Genomic DNA, 14398 nt, shown 5'->3' with positions numbered 1-14398 from the left:
CTACAGCTTCACCTCGGGAACGGACAGACAGCGGCTCCCGTCACCGTTGCACACCCGCACCGCGTGCTGCTCCCGCAGCCATTCTTCGGGCTCCCCACGCGCGGGCATCTCTACTTCCACTGCCACGCCCACTACACCGCCCGGGGGGATGGGTGCCTGTTCGGTGAGCACCGCGCGAGCGCGGCGCGGCTCCCCTCCTGCGGGCGTGACTTCGGCCCACTCGGGCGCCCACGGCTCCCCCCCGGTGTTGCTCACTTCGAGGACAACCACGCTCCACGTTGCCCCCCCGAGACCCCAGCACATAACGGGGCGAAGCTCACCCCCGCGCGCCTTGTAGCACCCTCGATCAAAGGCCAGCCCCCCCATGCCGTGCTCGTTCACGAAGCCCGAGAGCGCCACGGCTGCCGGGCTCAAGGCTGCGGGCCGTGCCTTCAACGCCTCCAGTTCCTTGGCTTGCGCCTCGCACCGCTCGCGCGTGGCCGACAGTTCAACGCGGCACGCCTCGACGGTTTGCTGCGGGCGGCTCACGTTGACCAAGCCATCCGCTGTGCCCGGCTGCCCGGTCAGCAGGAACACGACGCTTGCGGGTGAGCCCTCGCGGTAGGTGACTCGCAACGCGAGTCGTTCGCCAGTCACGAGCGCCACGGCGGGCGAGAGCGTCACGCCTGCATCCCCCACTTCGAACACAGCGAAGCGGGCGCGGCCCTCCACCTGGACCGACTCACGCAGGATCGGAGCGCCAAGCAGGATCACCGTGACGGTGCCAGGCGCGATGTAGAGCACCGGGGACTCGCCCGACCTGCCCGTGAGAACGACGGAGCGCCCTGCGGGCGCAGCCTGTACCGTCGCTGTAAGGCCCACCAGCAGGGAGGCGAGCGCAAAACTTGGGGTGAAGGGTCGGAACAAGGCGGGGAAACCTCCCGGGTAGGTCCCCAGAGTAGCAGACAGGGGAGCGCCCCCACGTCGAAGTCAGGCGCTGTCCATGTGCCATACGTCGGCGTCCTTTCCGCGTGCCGTTCACGGCCCCACCGCGCACGCCACGACTCATGCGCGAGGGCTCCACGCGCCCAGCAGGTGAGCCTGGACGCGGGAGACTCCACTGGGCGCAACTTCACCCGTCCGACGCACGGGGTCCACTGGCGCACAGGCCTGCCCCGATACGCATATGGTGGCGCCGGACGTGGGCCGTTGGTGGGCTCCGGTGGCGCCGGGTGTGGGGCCGTTGGTGGGCTCCGGTGGCGCCGGGCGTGGGCTCCGGTGGCGCCGGGCGTGGGCTCCGGTGGCGCCGGGCGTGGGCTCCGGTGGCACCGGCCGTGGCGCCGAGTTGCACCCCGTAGAAGTCCCGTATGAAGTCCCGTCTCGGCTTCGCGTCCGCGACGGTTCCGCCGCACCGTGCCCTGCACCGCGCACGCTCGATCCACCCGCCCGCATGGGCCCTTGGTTGCCCGACTGCACGCTTGCCAATCACTGCTCGTGCTTCGCCCCGCGTCTGGACACAAGGCGCTGCGCTGTGTCACTCCTGCTTTGGGTAGTTCTGGGCTGGTTGACGAGTTTGTGAAGGGCGGGCAGGGCGATGGGTGGGATCAACTCCCTGGAGGGGCAACCCTCCATGTGCGGCGCAGTCATGCGCCATTGGCTGGCCGGTGACACCACCGGCAGAAACGCCGAGAACACCGGCGAGAACACTGGCAGAAACTGCGGTAACAACGCTAGGAACGCCAGCAGCAACGCCAGGGCGCGTCGCTGGTCACTCCAGGCGACGCCGCAGGAGGGGGAACGGCCATGAGCGCGCCCCCTCTGGCTGCGAGCACCGCGCCCGCGTTTCTCACCGTGGAGGAAGCCGCCGAACTTCTGCGGGTGAACCGGAAAACCCTCTACGAGGCGATCCGGCTCGAACAGGTGCCCGGCGTTGCTCGGCTCGGGCGAATCCTCCGCATTCACCGGGACACGCTGCTAACGTGGCGCCCCGGTAACAGCAGACCTGCGCTCGGAGACACGAAGTCATGAGCGTCAGACTGCGGCAGTGGAAGACCCAGGAGGGCAAGGTGCAAGAGGCGTGGTGGGTGGACGTCAAGTACCAGCACCCCAGCGGCAGGGTGGAGCGGATCCGCAAGGCCTCGCCCATCAACACCCGCCGTGGGGCTGAAGAGTACGAGCGTCAGATCCGCCATGCACTCCTGACCGGAACCTTCGGAAAAGAGAACGGCGCGGGTCGGGTTCTCACCCTCGGGGAGTTCGTCCCGCGCTTCCTGACGTACAGCGAGAACAACAACAAGCACTCCAGCGTCGTCACCAAGCGGCAGATCCTGGACGACCACCTGATCCCCGCCTTCGGCAACATGACCCTTGATGCCATCGGTCCAGCGGAGATCGAAGACTTCAAGGCGGCCATGCGGAAGAAGCCCTCGGGGGCGCGCGCACGGAAGGAAGCTCCCACGCGGGCGGCCCTCCTCAAGCGCAAAGGCTCCGGTGCGGCGAAGCTGCTCTCCCTCAAGTCGATCAACAACGTTCTGACCGTGCTGCACAAGTTGCTGGCACTGGCCCAGGAACAGGGCGTGCTCCAACACGTCCCGCGCGTCAAGCTGTTCAAGACGGACAAGCCCGCCTTTGATTTCCTCTCCTTCGAGGAAGCCGAGCGCATGATCAATGCCGCTGAGCCAGAGTGGCGGACGTTGATCCTCGTGGCGCTCAAGACGGGGCTGCGGCTTGGAGAGTTGATCGGGCTCCAGTGGGCAGACCTGGACTTGCAGCGCGGCAAACTCCACGTGCGCCGAACGATCTGGCGCGGCGTGGTAGGACTGCCCAAGGGTGGACGGGAAAGGACCGTGGACCTGCCCACGTCGGCGGTGGAAGCCCTCAAGGCACACCGCCACCTGTGCGGCCCTTACGTGTTCTGCCAGACGGATGGTCGCCCGCTCACCGCTGGGATGACCAAGCACCCGCTCCTGCGAGCGCTGCGTAGGGCAGGAGTCAGCCGCCCGGAGGGTTCTATCGGCTGGCACGACCTGCGCCACACCTACGGCAGCCACCTCGCGATGCGGGGCGTTGCTCTCAAGGTCATCCAGGAGTTGATGGGCCATGCGACCATCGAGATGACCATGAGGTACGCGCACCTGTCGCCCGAGGCGCGGGAGAGCGCGGTGCAGGAGTTGGATCGGCCCATCCCCCAGCCGCGCACCGCTCTGGGCTAGAGACGCCAAAGGGGCACACTGAGGTCACATGAAGAAAACGAGGACAAAGAAAAACCCAGCAACCCGTTAAGATTGCTGGGCTTCTCGGGATGGAGGCGGCGGGAATCGAACCCGCCGCCGGAGGCCTCCGGCGAGCGCGCGCAGCGGCCCTGGAGGCACTGGAAGGGGACAATCCGGCGCGGGAGGTATCCTACCTCGGATGACCTTATTAACGGTTTCTTCGCGCCGGTTGTCTTTCTCGGCAAAGTTCATCCGAACCCAACCCCTTACCCGCGCGATGTTCGTCCCTGGCCTGGGAACCCTCCCTGCCGACTCTGCATGGTGCCTCCCGAGGAATCCGACAGCGCCCTCGTGGCGCGCGCGCTCCACAATGAGGCGCGCGCCACCGAACAGCTCGTGCGTCGGCACCTGCGGGCCGCGGTGTCGGTGGCCATGGCCGTGCTGGGAGATCGCGCGGAAGCGGAGGATGTGGCCCAGGAGGCGCTGGTGGTGGCCTTCGAGCGGCTGGACACATGCCGGGAGCCAGACCGCTTCGTAGGATGGCTCCTGCGGATCGTCCGCCACCGGGCGCTCAACGCGCGGATACGCGGCAAGGTTCATGAGCGCTCCGTCGAGCAGCTTGTCCCGAGCGAGCCGGCACGGGCTCCTCTGGATGCGGAACGGGTGGGATTGAGGAAGCGGCTGCTTCAAGGGCTGCAGCGGTTGTCACCGCAGCAACGGGAGGTCGTGGTGCTGCACGATCTGGAGGGATGGACACATGGGGAGATCGCCGAGGCCCTGGAGATCTCCGAGGTGATGTCGCGCCAGCACCTCTTCGTCGCGCGGCGGGCCATGCGAGAGTTCCTGGGTCAGGGACCCTCGTCGGGAGAAAAGCCATGAAGGATGACGAGAAGCTGGATCTGAGCGCGCTGGATGACCTGAGGGACCCGGCACGTTTCGACCGGCTGGTAGGGAACATCACCCGCCAGGCCCTGGCGGCGCGGCGGCGTCCGTCCCTGTGGGAGCAGCTCACGACCTGGGCGTGGCCGGCCCTGGCTACCGCCGCGCTGGTGCCGTTGCTGGTGTGGGGCGCGCGTCTGGCGCGGCCTCCGCTACCCGCTGAGCCGACCGTGGCCTCGGCCTCGGTGCGGTCCCAGGTGATTCTGGCGTGGGCACTCCAGCGCCGCGCGCCCAGCACCGAGGAGCTGCTCCTCTACCTTCCGGCCGGAGGCGCTCGCCATGAGCCCTGAGCCTTCCCGCCGGCGCGTCCGCTGGATGTCTGGGCTGCTGCTGGCGGGCATGTTCGGCGCTGGGGTGCTGACCGGCCTGGGCCTGGCCCCCAGCGGCGGGCCCCAGCCCCCCGGCGCAGGGAGGGACGGGGACCCGGTCTTTCCCTACCGGGAGATCGGGCTGAGCGCTGAGCAGGAGGCCCAGGTGCGAGACATCCTCGTGCGCAACCAGCCGAGGATGGATCAGCTCATGGCGCAGGTGCTGCCTCCGGTCCAGGCCTTGAGCGCGGAGATCGAGCAGCAGGTCCTCCAGGTCCTGACGCCGGAGCAACGCCAGCGCCTGGAGAAGTTCAAGGCGGACCACCCCCCGCCGGTAGTCCCGGGGATGGGGCCGCCTCCGCCCCCTCCACCTGGCCACTAACACTTTTAATTCCCCATTTGTCTTCCGGGTCAAAAGGCCGGGGAGACGTCATGGGAACGGTCCCCTGCACCCCCTGCCCTCCCACACAGGAGTCCCCCCATGGGTGTTGGTCCCGTTGACTCGTCCATCAAGAACATTGGGTCGCAGCCTCTTCCCCCGAAGAAGATCGAGGCCCCAGCCCCCAAGCAGGCGCAGCCCTCCAATGTCAGCACCAAGGGCACCGCCAAGGACAAGACGGCCCCCACGCCGGCGCAGACCCCCGACAGCTACGTGAAGGGGACTGCCAAGGAGAAGACCCAGGTCGAGCTCAATCCCCAGCAGGCCGAGACGGACTTCAACACGCGCACGCAGCAGGTGGAGACCGACCTCAAGGACGGCAAGATCGGCCAGGCCGTGGACACGATGCTCAACTCCGAGGGCGACAACGTGAAGTTGAAGCTGAGCGGAGAGGCCAAGGTCTTGATTCCGGGCACTCCGGTGAAGGCGGGCGCGGAGAGTGGCACCGAGGTGAAGGTCACCCAGGGGAAGGACGGCACGTATGAGGTGTCGGTCCTCAGCGAGGGCAAGCTGAAGGGCAGCCTCTCCACCGAGGACCTGAGGGCCAGTAACGCGGCCGGCGGCCAGCAGGCGGGCGCCGACGGCTCGGCCACCGTCGAGGTGGGGGCGGGCTTCGCCCCCAAGTTCACCTTCAAGTCGAAGGAGGACCTGGATCGCGGCCTGAAGGCGATCGCGCAGTGGGGAGCGGGCAATCCCACGGCGGGGGCACTGAGCGCCGGCGTGGACGTTGCCTCCAAGGTCAACAGCAAGATCACGGGCGGCCTGGCGGGCCTGGCCCATGCCGTCCCCGGGCTCGATGGCGTCGGTGACAAGCTCGACCAGGCCTCAGCCACTTTCAAGAAGGTGGATGACGCCGTCGGGCTCGACCAGGACGCGATGAAGTTCCTCACCCAGAACATGACGGGGTTCCAGGTGAAGGGGGGCACGGCGGTGGAGCTCGCCGGCAAGCTGAACCTCCCCCAGGGGGAGCTGGAGGGCAAGTTCAAGGGCGGGGTGGAGACCAGCCTCGACATCACCTTCGGCGAGGACGGCAAGCCGCCCTCCGTGAAGGTGGAACAGTCGGGCAACATCGACCTCTCGGCTGCGGGCAAGGCTGGCACCCTGGTGGGGCCGCAGGGGGAGGGGAAGAGCAACGCGAAGGTCTCGACGACCACGGAGTTCGAGCTCGGCGGCAACCTGGATCCCGCGAAGCTCCTGAAGGGTGACGTGAGCGCGGGGGTAGATCCCAAGCTGGTGAGCAGCAAGGCCGCCATCGAGCTGGGAGTCGGCGGGAAGCTGGGGGCCCACGCGACGGCGCCGGGCGTGGCAACCGCCAAGGCGGACGCCGGGCTGAGCGGCAAGGTGACGCTATCGGCGCACACCAGGGATCTGCTCCAGGCGCTGGACTCGGAGGCGCTCGCGGGCCTGGCCGCGTACGACCCCTCCGCGTTGCTGAAGAACCTCGGCGATACGAAGCTCACCGTGGACCGGGAGCTGTCCGGGACGGCGACCCTCAGCGGCAAGGTCGGGTTCGATAGCAGGGTGCTCAACGTGGGGGTGACCGGCGAGGCCGCGTGGACCGACGTGCTCCGCAAGGATCCGCAGCCCAAGGAGCTCACTGGCTCGCAGCTCGGCGAGGAGCTGAAGGGCATGCCTTCGGACTTCGCCAGCCTCCTCGCGACGCTCGAGCCCCAGGAGTTCAGGGCCTGGACCCGTCAGGCCCTGGTGGGTTGATCCGGTTCAGCGACAGAGCGAGTCGCGGAGAATTACCTGCGGGGCGCCAGCACGATGATCGCCATACCGGTCAAAGCCACCAAGGCCCCTGCAATGTCCCAGGCGGTGGGCTGCTCACCCTCCACAGCCCACAGCCACAACAGTGCCACCGCGATGTAAACGCCTCCATAGGCTGCATAGGTACGCGAGGCCCCCGTGGGGTGGAGCGTCAGCAGCCATGCAAAGGCTGCAAGGCTCGCGGCTGCCGGCACGAGGAGTAGCGGCGACTTGCCCTCGCGTAGCCAGAGATATGGCAAGTAGCAGCCCACCACTTCCGCCACTGCCGTCAGCACGAAGAGGCCCAAGGCCCGCATGAGGACGACCATGAGCCACTCCGTCCCATGGCCTGGGTCTCCTCCGCAAGTGGGCTGCAGCGGTGAGACAGAAGGGCTCACGCTGGAGAGCAAGACGGCGCGCCCGAGTCGCAGCCACAAGGCGCGGCCTGGGGGAGGGTCGTAGCCGGAAGGCCCTCGGTCGTCTCCACGAACAGGGAGCGCATCAGGGCCTTGGCTTCAGGGGCGCCCCTCATGAGCAGGACGAGCCCGTCTTCCCCGTGCTCGGTCACCTCCATCTGGAGGAAGGCACAGCAGACCGACTCGAAGCGGACGAATTCGGCGAGTTCTTCCGCGAGTGCGGGTGTGCGGGCGAAGCGGAAAGCGAAGCCTTCGGGCGTCTCCTCGATTTGCTGCACCTTGCTCCGAATGGCGGACAGGACCTCTGCCCGGCGCCTGCGCAGTTCGGGCGGTGGCAGTGTGCAGGCCAGGACGGGGGATTCGGTATTTTGGATCACTGAACTCATCGCAGGACTCCCTCTGACCCCGGAGAGCGGCTGTCCCGGGGTGGTGCTTGCGCAGGCGAAGCGGCCAGCGCATGGTGAAGTCATGCCTGTTCAAGTCGACTTGAAGTCAAGCCTTTCGATTGGCCAGCTCGGACAAGCGGCAGGGCTGCGCACCTCGGCCATTCGCTACTACGAGGAGATTGGCCTCCTGCCTGCGCCCGAACGCCAGGGCGGCAGGCGAGTGTACGGTGCCGAGACGCTGGAACAGCTCAAGCGCATTGCCCTGGCGCAGGCCGCGGGCTTCTCTCTCCAAGAGGTGAAGTTGCTGGAGCGAGGCCTGGATGACGAAGAATCGGCCCCGCAGCGCTGGCGGCGGCTGGCTGCTCGCAAGCTGGGGGAGGTGGACGCCCAGATCGCGCGGCTGCGGAAAATGAGGGACCTCCTCCACCGGGCGCTGCACTGTGAATGCACGTCAATGCGAGCCTGCCCGCTGCTCGTTCAGGGGCACGCGGGCACCCTGGCGTCAGTGCGAGCCCCCCGGCGTATGCCATCCCGGCCGTAGAGGGGAGGGGCACTCAGCGGTCCAAGAGTCACACCCGCGCGGCCTACAGTCTAACCCAGAGGGCATTCGACTTAGGGGGAAATGTGGACTCGATGGATCAACAGACCACTCAGGCCTTGAAGGAAGAGTTCTGGCGGATGGCGGATAACGCGCGCAACCAGACCGAGTATCTGGCCGATAGCAAGCTCCAGTATCTGCAGTACGCTCCGCTTGATGTCTTGAAGCGGATCTTCGTGCAGTACCGCTACTTCACCATCTTCTACATCAGCGACCTCGCGCTCCTGGTCTACCGGCTTCCGTTCGGGAAGCTGAGGAGCCTGCTGGCCGACTTCCTCAACGACGAGCTGGGGAACGGCAATCACGATCAGGCGCACCAGCAGATCTACGACGACTTCCTGGTGAGCCTCGGGATTCCCCAGGAGGAGCTGCAGGCGAACGCCAACCGGACCAACCTCCAGATTCTGAGGGAGATTAGCGACCTGGTGATGACGGAGTATCCCTGGTACGCGGTAGGTCTCCGCGGCATGGGGGGCGAGTGCCTGTGTCAGGTCTACCTCGCGGCCATGCACGCCCACTTCACCAAGAACCCGGCCATCCAGGCGATGAAGGACCGGCTGGATTGGAAGTTCTGGGACATCCACACCGGGGAGGTCGACATCGAGCACCGAGAGCTGATGCGCGCGGCGCTCATGGAAGCGGTGGATGAGGATCCGGCGGTGCTGGAGGACCTGGTCGGGGGCTACAGGAAGAGCAAGGGCGTCTTCGACCAGTTCTGGGACAACATCTTCGAGGCCGCGGGCGTGCATATCCACGCGGCCTAGAGGCGGACTTCACATGGCGCGAATCAAGGACTTCCATCTCGCCTTCCCCGTCTCGGAGCTCGCCTCGGCGCGAGCCTTCTACACGGGTGTCATCGGCTGCCCCGAGGGGCGCAGTACCGACCACTACGTGGACTTCGACTTCTACGGGCACCAGATCGTCGCGCACCTGGCGCCCGAGCGGCCGAAGACCAGCGAGTCCGACTTCGACGGGGGCGATGTCACGGTGCCCCACTTCGGGTTGAACCTCGACTGGGACGCCTTCCATGACCTGCTCAAGAGGATGAAGGCTGGCGGTGTGCGCTTCATCAAGGAGCCGCACATCCGGCTCGAGGGAAAGGTGGGGGAGCACGTCTCCATGTTCGTCCACGACTTCTCGGGCAATGCGCTGGAGTTCAAGGCGTTCCGCAACCAGGACCAGGTCTTCTCGAAGGAACTGAGCACCGAGCCGCGCGAAGAGGCACCATGACGGAAATCCAGATACGTACTCTCCGCGGGGAGGATTTCGAGAGCCTGCGCCAGCTTGAAGCCGACATCTTCGGCAGCGCGGGCTATGCCGTCGTGTCTCCCCATTACCTGCGGCTGTGCACCGATTTCTTTGCCGACACCTGCTTCCTTGCGCTCGTGGATGGCCAGCCCATCGGATACATGCTGTGCTTCGTGCGCGGTCGTGAGGCCTACAGCACCCGGCTCGGCGTATGCGAGGAGTTCCATGGCACAGGTGTTGCCATGCGCCTCATCGGAGCATGTATCAGCAAGCTGGTGGAGGACGACTACGACTTGCTCTGGTTCACGGTCAAGCCAGACAACACCCATGCACGCGAGCTCTACCGAAGGCTCGGGGCTGTCGAGCGGGCGGTGCGTCGCGACTTCCTGGCGCCGGGCGATGAACTGATCATCGGAGAGGTCGACAAGCAGACGCTCATTCGATTGGGCCAGAGGTTCCGCCCGTCGCGCGAGGTGGCGCGTCCCTCGGGTGGCGCCGGCCTCCACGCCTGACGGTCCGGGCATTGCGTCAGGACTGAGGCAGGGCCGCGACCTACGCGCGACCCGGGCGGCCAGCGCCCAGAATCACGAAGGGCAGTGACGCCCCCAGGATTCCAGCGGCACTCCCGAGGCTGGGGCCCAGACCCAGTCCCAGGCAGGAAAGGCAGGACGTCGAGATGGCGATGGTGGCGCATGCAAGCCACCGAAGGAGGCGTCCCTCGCGTGCCTGCCTCGCCGTCCATCCCACCAGGAGGCCCGCGGCCAGTCCTGCGAGGATGGAGAAGCCAACACACGGCGAGGCCAGCGCCTGGCATGACCCGTCCGTCAGCGCCACCGCGCCGCTGGCAAGCAGCGGAACGGCGCCAGCGAGGACTCCTGGCAACACGCTGGAGCCAACGTCACGGCCTCGCCACCGCAACCAGATACCCGCCCCGGAGAGAATGCCGGTCAGGCAGAACGCCTCCGGCCATGGCGCGCCGAGGGCGACCGCCGCCAGGGCGACTGGGACGACGACGAAGGCCAGCCGGGCAGCAAAGCGCAGCCGCCCGAGCTCGTAGACGCGCCGCGCCCGCCTCGGCAGCTGGTTGGAGTCATGGGGGACCATAGAGTTTTCTCCAGAAGGAGCGCAGACGCTCCATGGCACGCTGACGGCGCTTTCGCATGTGCGGGGGCAGCGCCTCACTCCCCTGATCGGCACCCGGGGCCAGGAGGGCCTCGCGGTCCATCTCGCTCAGGTAGGACAGCGTCTGGGCCAGCGCCTGGCGAAGCTGCTGTGCAATGAGGGCTTCCTGCGCGTCCGAGCTGCTGTCGGGCGTGGATGTCGCCGTGCCCAGGCTCGCCTCCCGTCTTCGGTTGCGCTGCCGACGCAGGCTTCTCACCTCATAGGCGGCGATGCCAAACGCCCAGGCGACGCCGTCGCGGCGGGTATTGAAGTCCGTGATTCGGGAGAAGACCTTGAGGAGCGCCGTCTGGGCCGCGTCCTCCGCTTCGGAGGGGTTCTGCAGGAGCCCGGACGTGAAGGCCAGCAGCCGGGGCCAAAGGGCCACATAGACTTCCTCGAAGGCGTCTCGATGCCCTTGCGCGAAGCGCACCATCTGCGCATGCACCTGGGCTCGCGCCGCTTCATCCATCGGCGTGGCCCTCTCCCTGTCCCGGACGCGCCTTCATCAACAGCCCCGTGAAACCCCGGTGCGGCAGCCGCACGTCGTCGAGCAGCTCGGGCCGTGAGACGCCGCTTTCCGGCGGCGGACGAGGCCCCAGATGAAGCCCAGCATGCCGAGTCCGATGAAGGCCACTCCCAGCCGCTCCCCGTAGGCCCCAATGGCCGTGAGCGCGGCACCGCTCAGCCCCAGCCCCACCAGCAGCGGGATGGAGCAGCAGAGGGCACACAGGATGACGCCCAGCGAGAAGAATGTGACCGGCAGCTTCTTGGACAACCTCGCGGCGCCGCTCGGGGGGGAAGGGGGGAGGTTGGGGCGAGGATCGTTCATGTGGGAATGCCTCCGAAAGCCGCGCATCGAGGCGCGATCAACCTCTCTAGCCACCAGGCGGAAGTGCGTGACACCCGTCCATTTTTCCCATGGCCTTCGTCCTCGTGCTCGGCCCCTCGGGGGGAGAGGCGCTGGACGAGCAGGCCGTGTTGCAGCCTCGTACTGAACATTGCCCAACCGGGCAGGTGACGTCTGACTCCGACGTGTCCTAATCAGGGAACGCCTGTGCCTATCTGGGGGGATCAATGGCCATACCACGTTCTCGTAGCTGCCTTGCGGTTCGCTTTGCCACCGCCTTTCTCTTGTCCTTCGGCGGAGGGGCACTGGCACAGACTGCCGCTCCCACTCCAGCCGATGCCGCGGAGCGCTCATACGGTCTCGACGCCCAGCTCGCGGCCGTCCTCAAGCAGCAGGGGTTCACGGGCCAGGTGGAGTCGACGTTGGAGAAACAGCTCGGTCGCAAGCTCGACTCGGGAAGGGTCGAACTGGGACGTGTCTTGTTTTTCGACCGGTTCCTCGGTCTGCACAACGACAACTCGTGCTCGGGCTGTCATTCTCCGACTGCCGGATTCGGCGATACCCAGTCCATCGCCATTGGCGTTGACAACAACGGGGTCGTCGGCCCCGGTCGCGGGGGCCCTCGGAATCAGCGCCGGACCCCTTCCGTCATCAACAACGCCTTCTATCCACGCCTCATGTTGAATGGGCGGTTCGCGGCCGTCTCTGGAAACCCCTTCGACAACTCGAAGGGCTTCTTCTTTCCCGAGCCCGAGGGAACCGTCAGGTTCCCGCCCAATGATCCGCGGTTCGTCCACCTGCTACAGGCGCAGGCTCACATCCCCTTCACGGAACTGCCGGAGATGGCGGGCTTCAGCAAGATACGCGAGACGTCGTTCACCTCGTCCCGCTTCCAGACGGCTGCTCAGGGGCAGGGAAGCGTCTCGTTGTTCGCGGCCGAGAAGAGCGCGGAGCCGCGGCTCGACGCGAAGGCTCCGACCCGGCTGCTGGTCTTCCCCCAGCGAACGCCGCGCCTGTCGCTGAAGGAAGCCAAGGAGAAGGAGGATGCACCCGTCGTTGATTTCACGAAGTTCGACCATCCGCCCCACGGCGCCCATGGTGTGCCGCTGCCGCCACCGCTCGTCACGCAGCTGCCCGACGACACCGTTCAGGAGTTCCGGAACGAGCCCATCCGCGACGTCGTGGCGGGCAGATTGAACGCGAATGAAGCCTACCGCAGGGAGTTCGCCAAGGTGTTTCCGGAGGTAGCCAAAGGCGGCCCCATCAGCTTTGACATGGTCGGGCAGGCCATCGCCGAGTTCGAGTTCAGCCTGACCTTCGCGAATGCACCGATTGACCGTTTCGCCCGGGGCGAGCGCTCCGCGATGACCGCGCAGCAGAAGCAGGGAGCCCTGCTGTTCTTCGGGAAGGCGAACTGTGCCGCCTGTCATGCGGCCAGGTCCAAGAGCCCCGATGGCGGCGAGTTCCACCACGAGATGTTCAGCGACTTCGAAATGCGCGTGATTGGAGTTCCGCAGATCGCGCCACGGTTTGGCGTGGATGCCGCCGGCAAGCCCACCGGGAACGTGCCCTTCAGGAACGACAAGGGTCAGTTCACGGAGGACGGGACCCAGGACTTCGGGCTGGAGGACATCACCGCCGACCCGGCCGACCGGTACAAGTTCAGGACCTCCCCTTTGCGGAACATTTCGCTCCAGCCGGCTTTCTTCCATAACGGAGCATTCACCCGGCTCGAGGACGCCATCCGCCACCATCTGAACGTCAAGGGCTCTATTCAAACGTACAGTGCGGCTTCGGCTGGCGTCGCGTCCGATCTCCGGGCGATTCAAGGTCCTACCGAGCCTGTGCTCCAGAGACTGGATCCGCTGCTCGCGAAGCCGGTGGCGCTCACGGACGACGAGTTCAAGGCGCTCGTTGCGTTCGTTCGCGATGGCTTGTTGGACCCACGCGCGAAGCCGCAGAATCTGCGCAAGCAGGTCCCGAAGAAGCTGCCAAGCGGGCAGCCTCTTCAGAAATTCGAGTTCTAGGCTTTCGAGTGGGGCTGCCGCTGGCGGAGGAGGGGCTGGAAGCACAAGCGGTGGCGGAGGTAGGGGGCATCCGTTAGGTTGCGGCGGCCATGAACCGTCTGCTGACACCCTTCTTGCTTGCCCTGCTCCTCGCTCCCGCCGCGCGCGCGGGCGAGACCCTGACCATCTACTCCGGGCGCAACGAGCGCCTGGTCGCGCCGCTCTACAAGGCCTTCACGGAGAAGACAGGCATCCAGGTGAAGGTGCGCTACGGCGAGACGCCGCAGATCGCCGCCACGCTGCTGGAGGAAGGGGCGAAGTCCCCCGCGGACGTGTTCGTTGCCCAGGATGCGGGAGCGCTGGGAGCGGTGGCGCGCGCGGGGCTGCTGCAGCCGCTGCCGAAGGAGCTTCTGGAGAAGGTGGATGCGCGCTTCCGCTCGCCCGAGGGCACGTGGGTGGGGCTGAGCGGCAGGGCCCGGGTGGTGGCCTACAACACGAAGAAGGTGAAGCCGGAGGCGCTGCCCACCAGCATCCAGGGCTTCACGGACCCGGCGTGGAAGGGCCGCATCGGCTGGGCGCCCACCAATGGCTCGTTCCAGGCGTTCGTGACGGCGCTGAGGCTGATGAAGGGGGACGAGGCTGCGAAGCAGTGGTTGGTGGGCGTGAAGGCCAATGGGCCGCGCACCTACAAGAACAACGCGGCGATCATCGAGGCGCTGGCGCGCGGTGAAATCGACGTGGGCTTCGTCAATCACTACTACCTGTACGCGGCGAAGAAGGACAAGGGCGAGGGGCTGCCGGTGGCCAACCACTTCTTGGCGCCGGGGGATGCGGGGACGCTGGTGAACGTGGCGGGCATGGGGGTGCTGAAGAGCTCGAAGCAGCCGGAGGCGGCGCGCAAGCTGGTGGCCTTCCTGCTGGAGCAGCAAGCGCAGCAGCACTTCGCGAAGGAGACGTTCGAATACCCACTGGTGGCGGGGGTGGAGGCGGCCTCGGCGCTGCCGGCGCTGAGCAAGGTGGGCTCGCCGGAACTGGATCTCTCGAAGCTGGAGGATCTCAAGGGCACGCTGAAGTTGCTGCAGGAGGCGGGGGTCCTCTAATCCCCAGCGG

18 protein-coding genes are annotated in these 14398 nt (G+C 66.7%); 12 read left to right on the top strand and 6 right to left on the bottom strand.

Features of this window, described 5'->3' with window-relative positions:
- The gene (locus SYV04_RS11295; protein WP_321545700.1) at window positions 1-906 is read right to left on the bottom strand and encodes a DUF2381 family protein; all 906 of its coding nucleotides are present in this window, start codon (window positions 904-906) and stop codon (window positions 1-3) included.
- An 876-nt stretch (window positions 907-1782) separates the two neighbouring features.
- Here SYV04_RS11295 and SYV04_RS11290 point away from each other — a divergent pair.
- The 6 genes from SYV04_RS11290 to SYV04_RS11265 all read left to right on the top strand — a co-directional run bounded on the left by SYV04_RS11290 (window position 1783) and on the right by SYV04_RS11265 (window position 6590).
- Window positions 1783-2007 carry a helix-turn-helix domain-containing protein gene (locus tag SYV04_RS11290; protein ID WP_321545699.1) on the top strand — a complete coding sequence of 75 codons (225 nt, stop codon included), beginning with the start codon at window positions 1783-1785 and terminating at the stop codon, window positions 2005-2007.
- Window positions 2004-3191: a tyrosine-type recombinase/integrase gene (locus SYV04_RS11285; RefSeq protein WP_321545698.1), complete on the top strand. Its 1188-nt coding sequence runs from the start codon at window positions 2004-2006 to the stop codon at window positions 3189-3191. The genes SYV04_RS11290 and SYV04_RS11285 overlap by 4 nt, the downstream gene beginning before the upstream one ends.
- 351 nt (window positions 3192-3542) lie before the next feature.
- The gene (locus tag SYV04_RS11280; protein ID WP_321545697.1) at window positions 3543-4070 is read left to right on the top strand and encodes an RNA polymerase sigma factor; all 528 of its coding nucleotides are present in this window, start codon (window positions 3543-3545) and stop codon (window positions 4068-4070) included.
- A complete protein-coding gene (locus SYV04_RS11275) occupies window positions 4067-4420 on the top strand; it encodes a hypothetical protein (RefSeq protein ID WP_321545696.1) in 354 nt (117 codons plus the stop codon). Before SYV04_RS11280 ends, SYV04_RS11275 begins: the two co-directional genes overlap by 4 nt.
- Complete coding sequence (locus tag SYV04_RS11270) at window positions 4410-4820, top strand: Spy/CpxP family protein refolding chaperone (protein ID WP_321545695.1); 411 nt, start codon at window positions 4410-4412, stop codon at window positions 4818-4820. The genes SYV04_RS11275 and SYV04_RS11270 overlap by 11 nt, the downstream gene beginning before the upstream one ends.
- A 99-nt stretch (window positions 4821-4919) precedes the next feature.
- Window positions 4920-6590 carry a hypothetical protein gene (locus tag SYV04_RS11265; RefSeq protein WP_321545694.1) on the top strand — a complete coding sequence of 557 codons (1671 nt, stop codon included), beginning with the start codon at window positions 4920-4922 and terminating at the stop codon, window positions 6588-6590.
- A gap of 32 nt (window positions 6591-6622) precedes the next feature.
- Here SYV04_RS11265 and SYV04_RS11260 read toward each other — a convergent pair whose 3' ends face one another.
- Together SYV04_RS11260 and SYV04_RS11255 are read right to left on the bottom strand one after the other, a co-directional pair.
- Complete coding sequence (locus SYV04_RS11260; RefSeq protein ID WP_321545693.1) at window positions 6623-6955, bottom strand: YnfA family protein; 333 nt, start codon at window positions 6953-6955, stop codon at window positions 6623-6625.
- A gap of 65 nt (window positions 6956-7020) precedes the next feature.
- The gene (locus SYV04_RS11255; protein ID WP_321545692.1) at window positions 7021-7428 is read right to left on the bottom strand and encodes a hypothetical protein; all 408 of its coding nucleotides are present in this window, start codon (window positions 7426-7428) and stop codon (window positions 7021-7023) included.
- An 82-nt stretch (window positions 7429-7510) separates the two neighbouring features.
- On the opposite strand from SYV04_RS11255, the gene SYV04_RS11250 reads away from it, so the two are divergent.
- The 4 genes from SYV04_RS11250 (at window position 7511) to SYV04_RS11235 (ending at window position 9786) form a co-directional block, all read left to right on the top strand.
- On the top strand, window positions 7511-7969 hold the full coding sequence (locus SYV04_RS11250; protein WP_321545691.1) for a MerR family transcriptional regulator: 459 nt from the start codon (window positions 7511-7513) through the stop codon (window positions 7967-7969).
- A 92-nt stretch (window positions 7970-8061) separates the two neighbouring features.
- Window positions 8062-8790 (top strand): iron-containing redox enzyme family protein, encoded by a 729-nt coding sequence (locus tag SYV04_RS11245; protein WP_321545690.1) that lies wholly within the window; start codon window positions 8062-8064, stop codon window positions 8788-8790.
- Window positions 8791-8803: 13 nt separating this feature from the next.
- Window positions 8804-9256, top strand: a complete 453-nt coding sequence (locus SYV04_RS11240; protein WP_321545689.1) for a VOC family protein — start codon at window positions 8804-8806, stop codon at window positions 9254-9256.
- Complete coding sequence (locus tag SYV04_RS11235) at window positions 9253-9786, top strand: GNAT family N-acetyltransferase (protein ID WP_321545688.1); 534 nt, start codon at window positions 9253-9255, stop codon at window positions 9784-9786. The genes SYV04_RS11240 and SYV04_RS11235 overlap by 4 nt, the downstream gene beginning before the upstream one ends.
- A 40-nt stretch (window positions 9787-9826) precedes the next feature.
- Here the strand turns inward: SYV04_RS11235 and SYV04_RS11230 are convergent, their stop codons facing one another.
- Genes SYV04_RS11230 through SYV04_RS11220 form a run of 3 tightly spaced genes read right to left on the bottom strand, consistent with a single transcriptional unit; the run spans window position 9827 to window position 11264 of the window.
- On the bottom strand, window positions 9827-10378 hold the full coding sequence (locus tag SYV04_RS11230) for a hypothetical protein (protein WP_321545687.1): 552 nt from the start codon (window positions 10376-10378) through the stop codon (window positions 9827-9829).
- Window positions 10365-10904: an RNA polymerase sigma factor gene (locus SYV04_RS11225; RefSeq protein WP_321545686.1), complete on the bottom strand. Its 540-nt coding sequence runs from the start codon at window positions 10902-10904 to the stop codon at window positions 10365-10367. Before SYV04_RS11225 ends, SYV04_RS11230 begins: the two co-directional genes overlap by 14 nt.
- Before the next feature lie 36 nt (window positions 10905-10940).
- On the bottom strand, window positions 10941-11264 hold the full coding sequence (locus SYV04_RS11220; RefSeq protein WP_321545685.1) for a hypothetical protein: 324 nt from the start codon (window positions 11262-11264) through the stop codon (window positions 10941-10943).
- 440 nt (window positions 11265-11704) lie between these two features.
- Here SYV04_RS11220 and SYV04_RS11215 point away from each other — a divergent pair, with 440 nt between their 5' ends.
- Both SYV04_RS11215 and SYV04_RS11210 read left to right on the top strand, forming a co-directional pair.
- Window positions 11705-13309, top strand: coding sequence for a cytochrome-c peroxidase (locus tag SYV04_RS11215; RefSeq protein ID WP_321545684.1), 1605 nt, complete (start codon window positions 11705-11707; stop codon window positions 13307-13309).
- A gap of 89 nt (window positions 13310-13398) precedes the next feature.
- Window positions 13399-14388, top strand: coding sequence for an iron ABC transporter substrate-binding protein (locus SYV04_RS11210; RefSeq protein WP_321545683.1), 990 nt, complete (start codon window positions 13399-13401; stop codon window positions 14386-14388).
- The last annotated feature ends 10 nt before the right edge of the window (window positions 14389-14398 follow it).

Source organism: Hyalangium ruber, from assembly GCF_034259325.1.
Lineage (GTDB): Bacteria > Myxococcota > Myxococcia > Myxococcales > Myxococcaceae > Hyalangium_A > Hyalangium_A rubrum.
The sequence above is the reverse complement of the archived record's forward strand: the minus strand, read 5'-3'. Positions and strand labels throughout refer to the sequence as shown.

Excerpts from the sequence above, each read along its gene's own strand:
- SYV04_RS11290 (WP_321545699.1), top strand. The coding sequence starts at position 1,783 with ATGAGCGCGCCCCCTCTGGCTGCGAGCACCGCGCCCGCGTTTCTCACC.
- SYV04_RS11285 (WP_321545698.1), top strand. The coding sequence starts at position 2,004 with ATGAGCGTCAGACTGCGGCAGTGGAAGACCCAGGAGGGCAAGGTGCAA.
- SYV04_RS11275 (WP_321545696.1), top strand. The coding sequence starts at position 4,067 with ATGAAGGATGACGAGAAGCTGGATCTGAGCGCGCTGGATGACCTGAGG.
- SYV04_RS11270 (WP_321545695.1), top strand. The coding sequence starts at position 4,410 with ATGAGCCCTGAGCCTTCCCGCCGGCGCGTCCGCTGGATGTCTGGGCTG.
- SYV04_RS11265 (WP_321545694.1), top strand. The coding sequence starts at position 4,920 with ATGGGTGTTGGTCCCGTTGACTCGTCCATCAAGAACATTGGGTCGCAG.
- SYV04_RS11260 (WP_321545693.1), bottom strand. The coding sequence starts at position 6,955 with ATGGTCGTCCTCATGCGGGCCTTGGGCCTCTTCGTGCTGACGGCAGTG.
- SYV04_RS11255 (WP_321545692.1), bottom strand. The coding sequence starts at position 7,428 with ATGAGTTCAGTGATCCAAAATACCGAATCCCCCGTCCTGGCCTGCACA.
- SYV04_RS11250 (WP_321545691.1), top strand. The coding sequence starts at position 7,511 with ATGCCTGTTCAAGTCGACTTGAAGTCAAGCCTTTCGATTGGCCAGCTC.
- SYV04_RS11245 (WP_321545690.1), top strand. The coding sequence starts at position 8,062 with ATGGATCAACAGACCACTCAGGCCTTGAAGGAAGAGTTCTGGCGGATG.
- SYV04_RS11240 (WP_321545689.1), top strand. The coding sequence starts at position 8,804 with ATGGCGCGAATCAAGGACTTCCATCTCGCCTTCCCCGTCTCGGAGCTC.
- SYV04_RS11235 (WP_321545688.1), top strand. The coding sequence starts at position 9,253 with ATGACGGAAATCCAGATACGTACTCTCCGCGGGGAGGATTTCGAGAGC.
- SYV04_RS11230 (WP_321545687.1), bottom strand. The coding sequence starts at position 10,378 with ATGGTCCCCCATGACTCCAACCAGCTGCCGAGGCGGGCGCGGCGCGTC.
- SYV04_RS11225 (WP_321545686.1), bottom strand. The coding sequence starts at position 10,904 with ATGGATGAAGCGGCGCGAGCCCAGGTGCATGCGCAGATGGTGCGCTTC.
- SYV04_RS11220 (WP_321545685.1), bottom strand. The coding sequence starts at position 11,264 with ATGAACGATCCTCGCCCCAACCTCCCCCCTTCCCCCCCGAGCGGCGCC.
- SYV04_RS11210 (WP_321545683.1), top strand. The coding sequence starts at position 13,399 with ATGAACCGTCTGCTGACACCCTTCTTGCTTGCCCTGCTCCTCGCTCCC.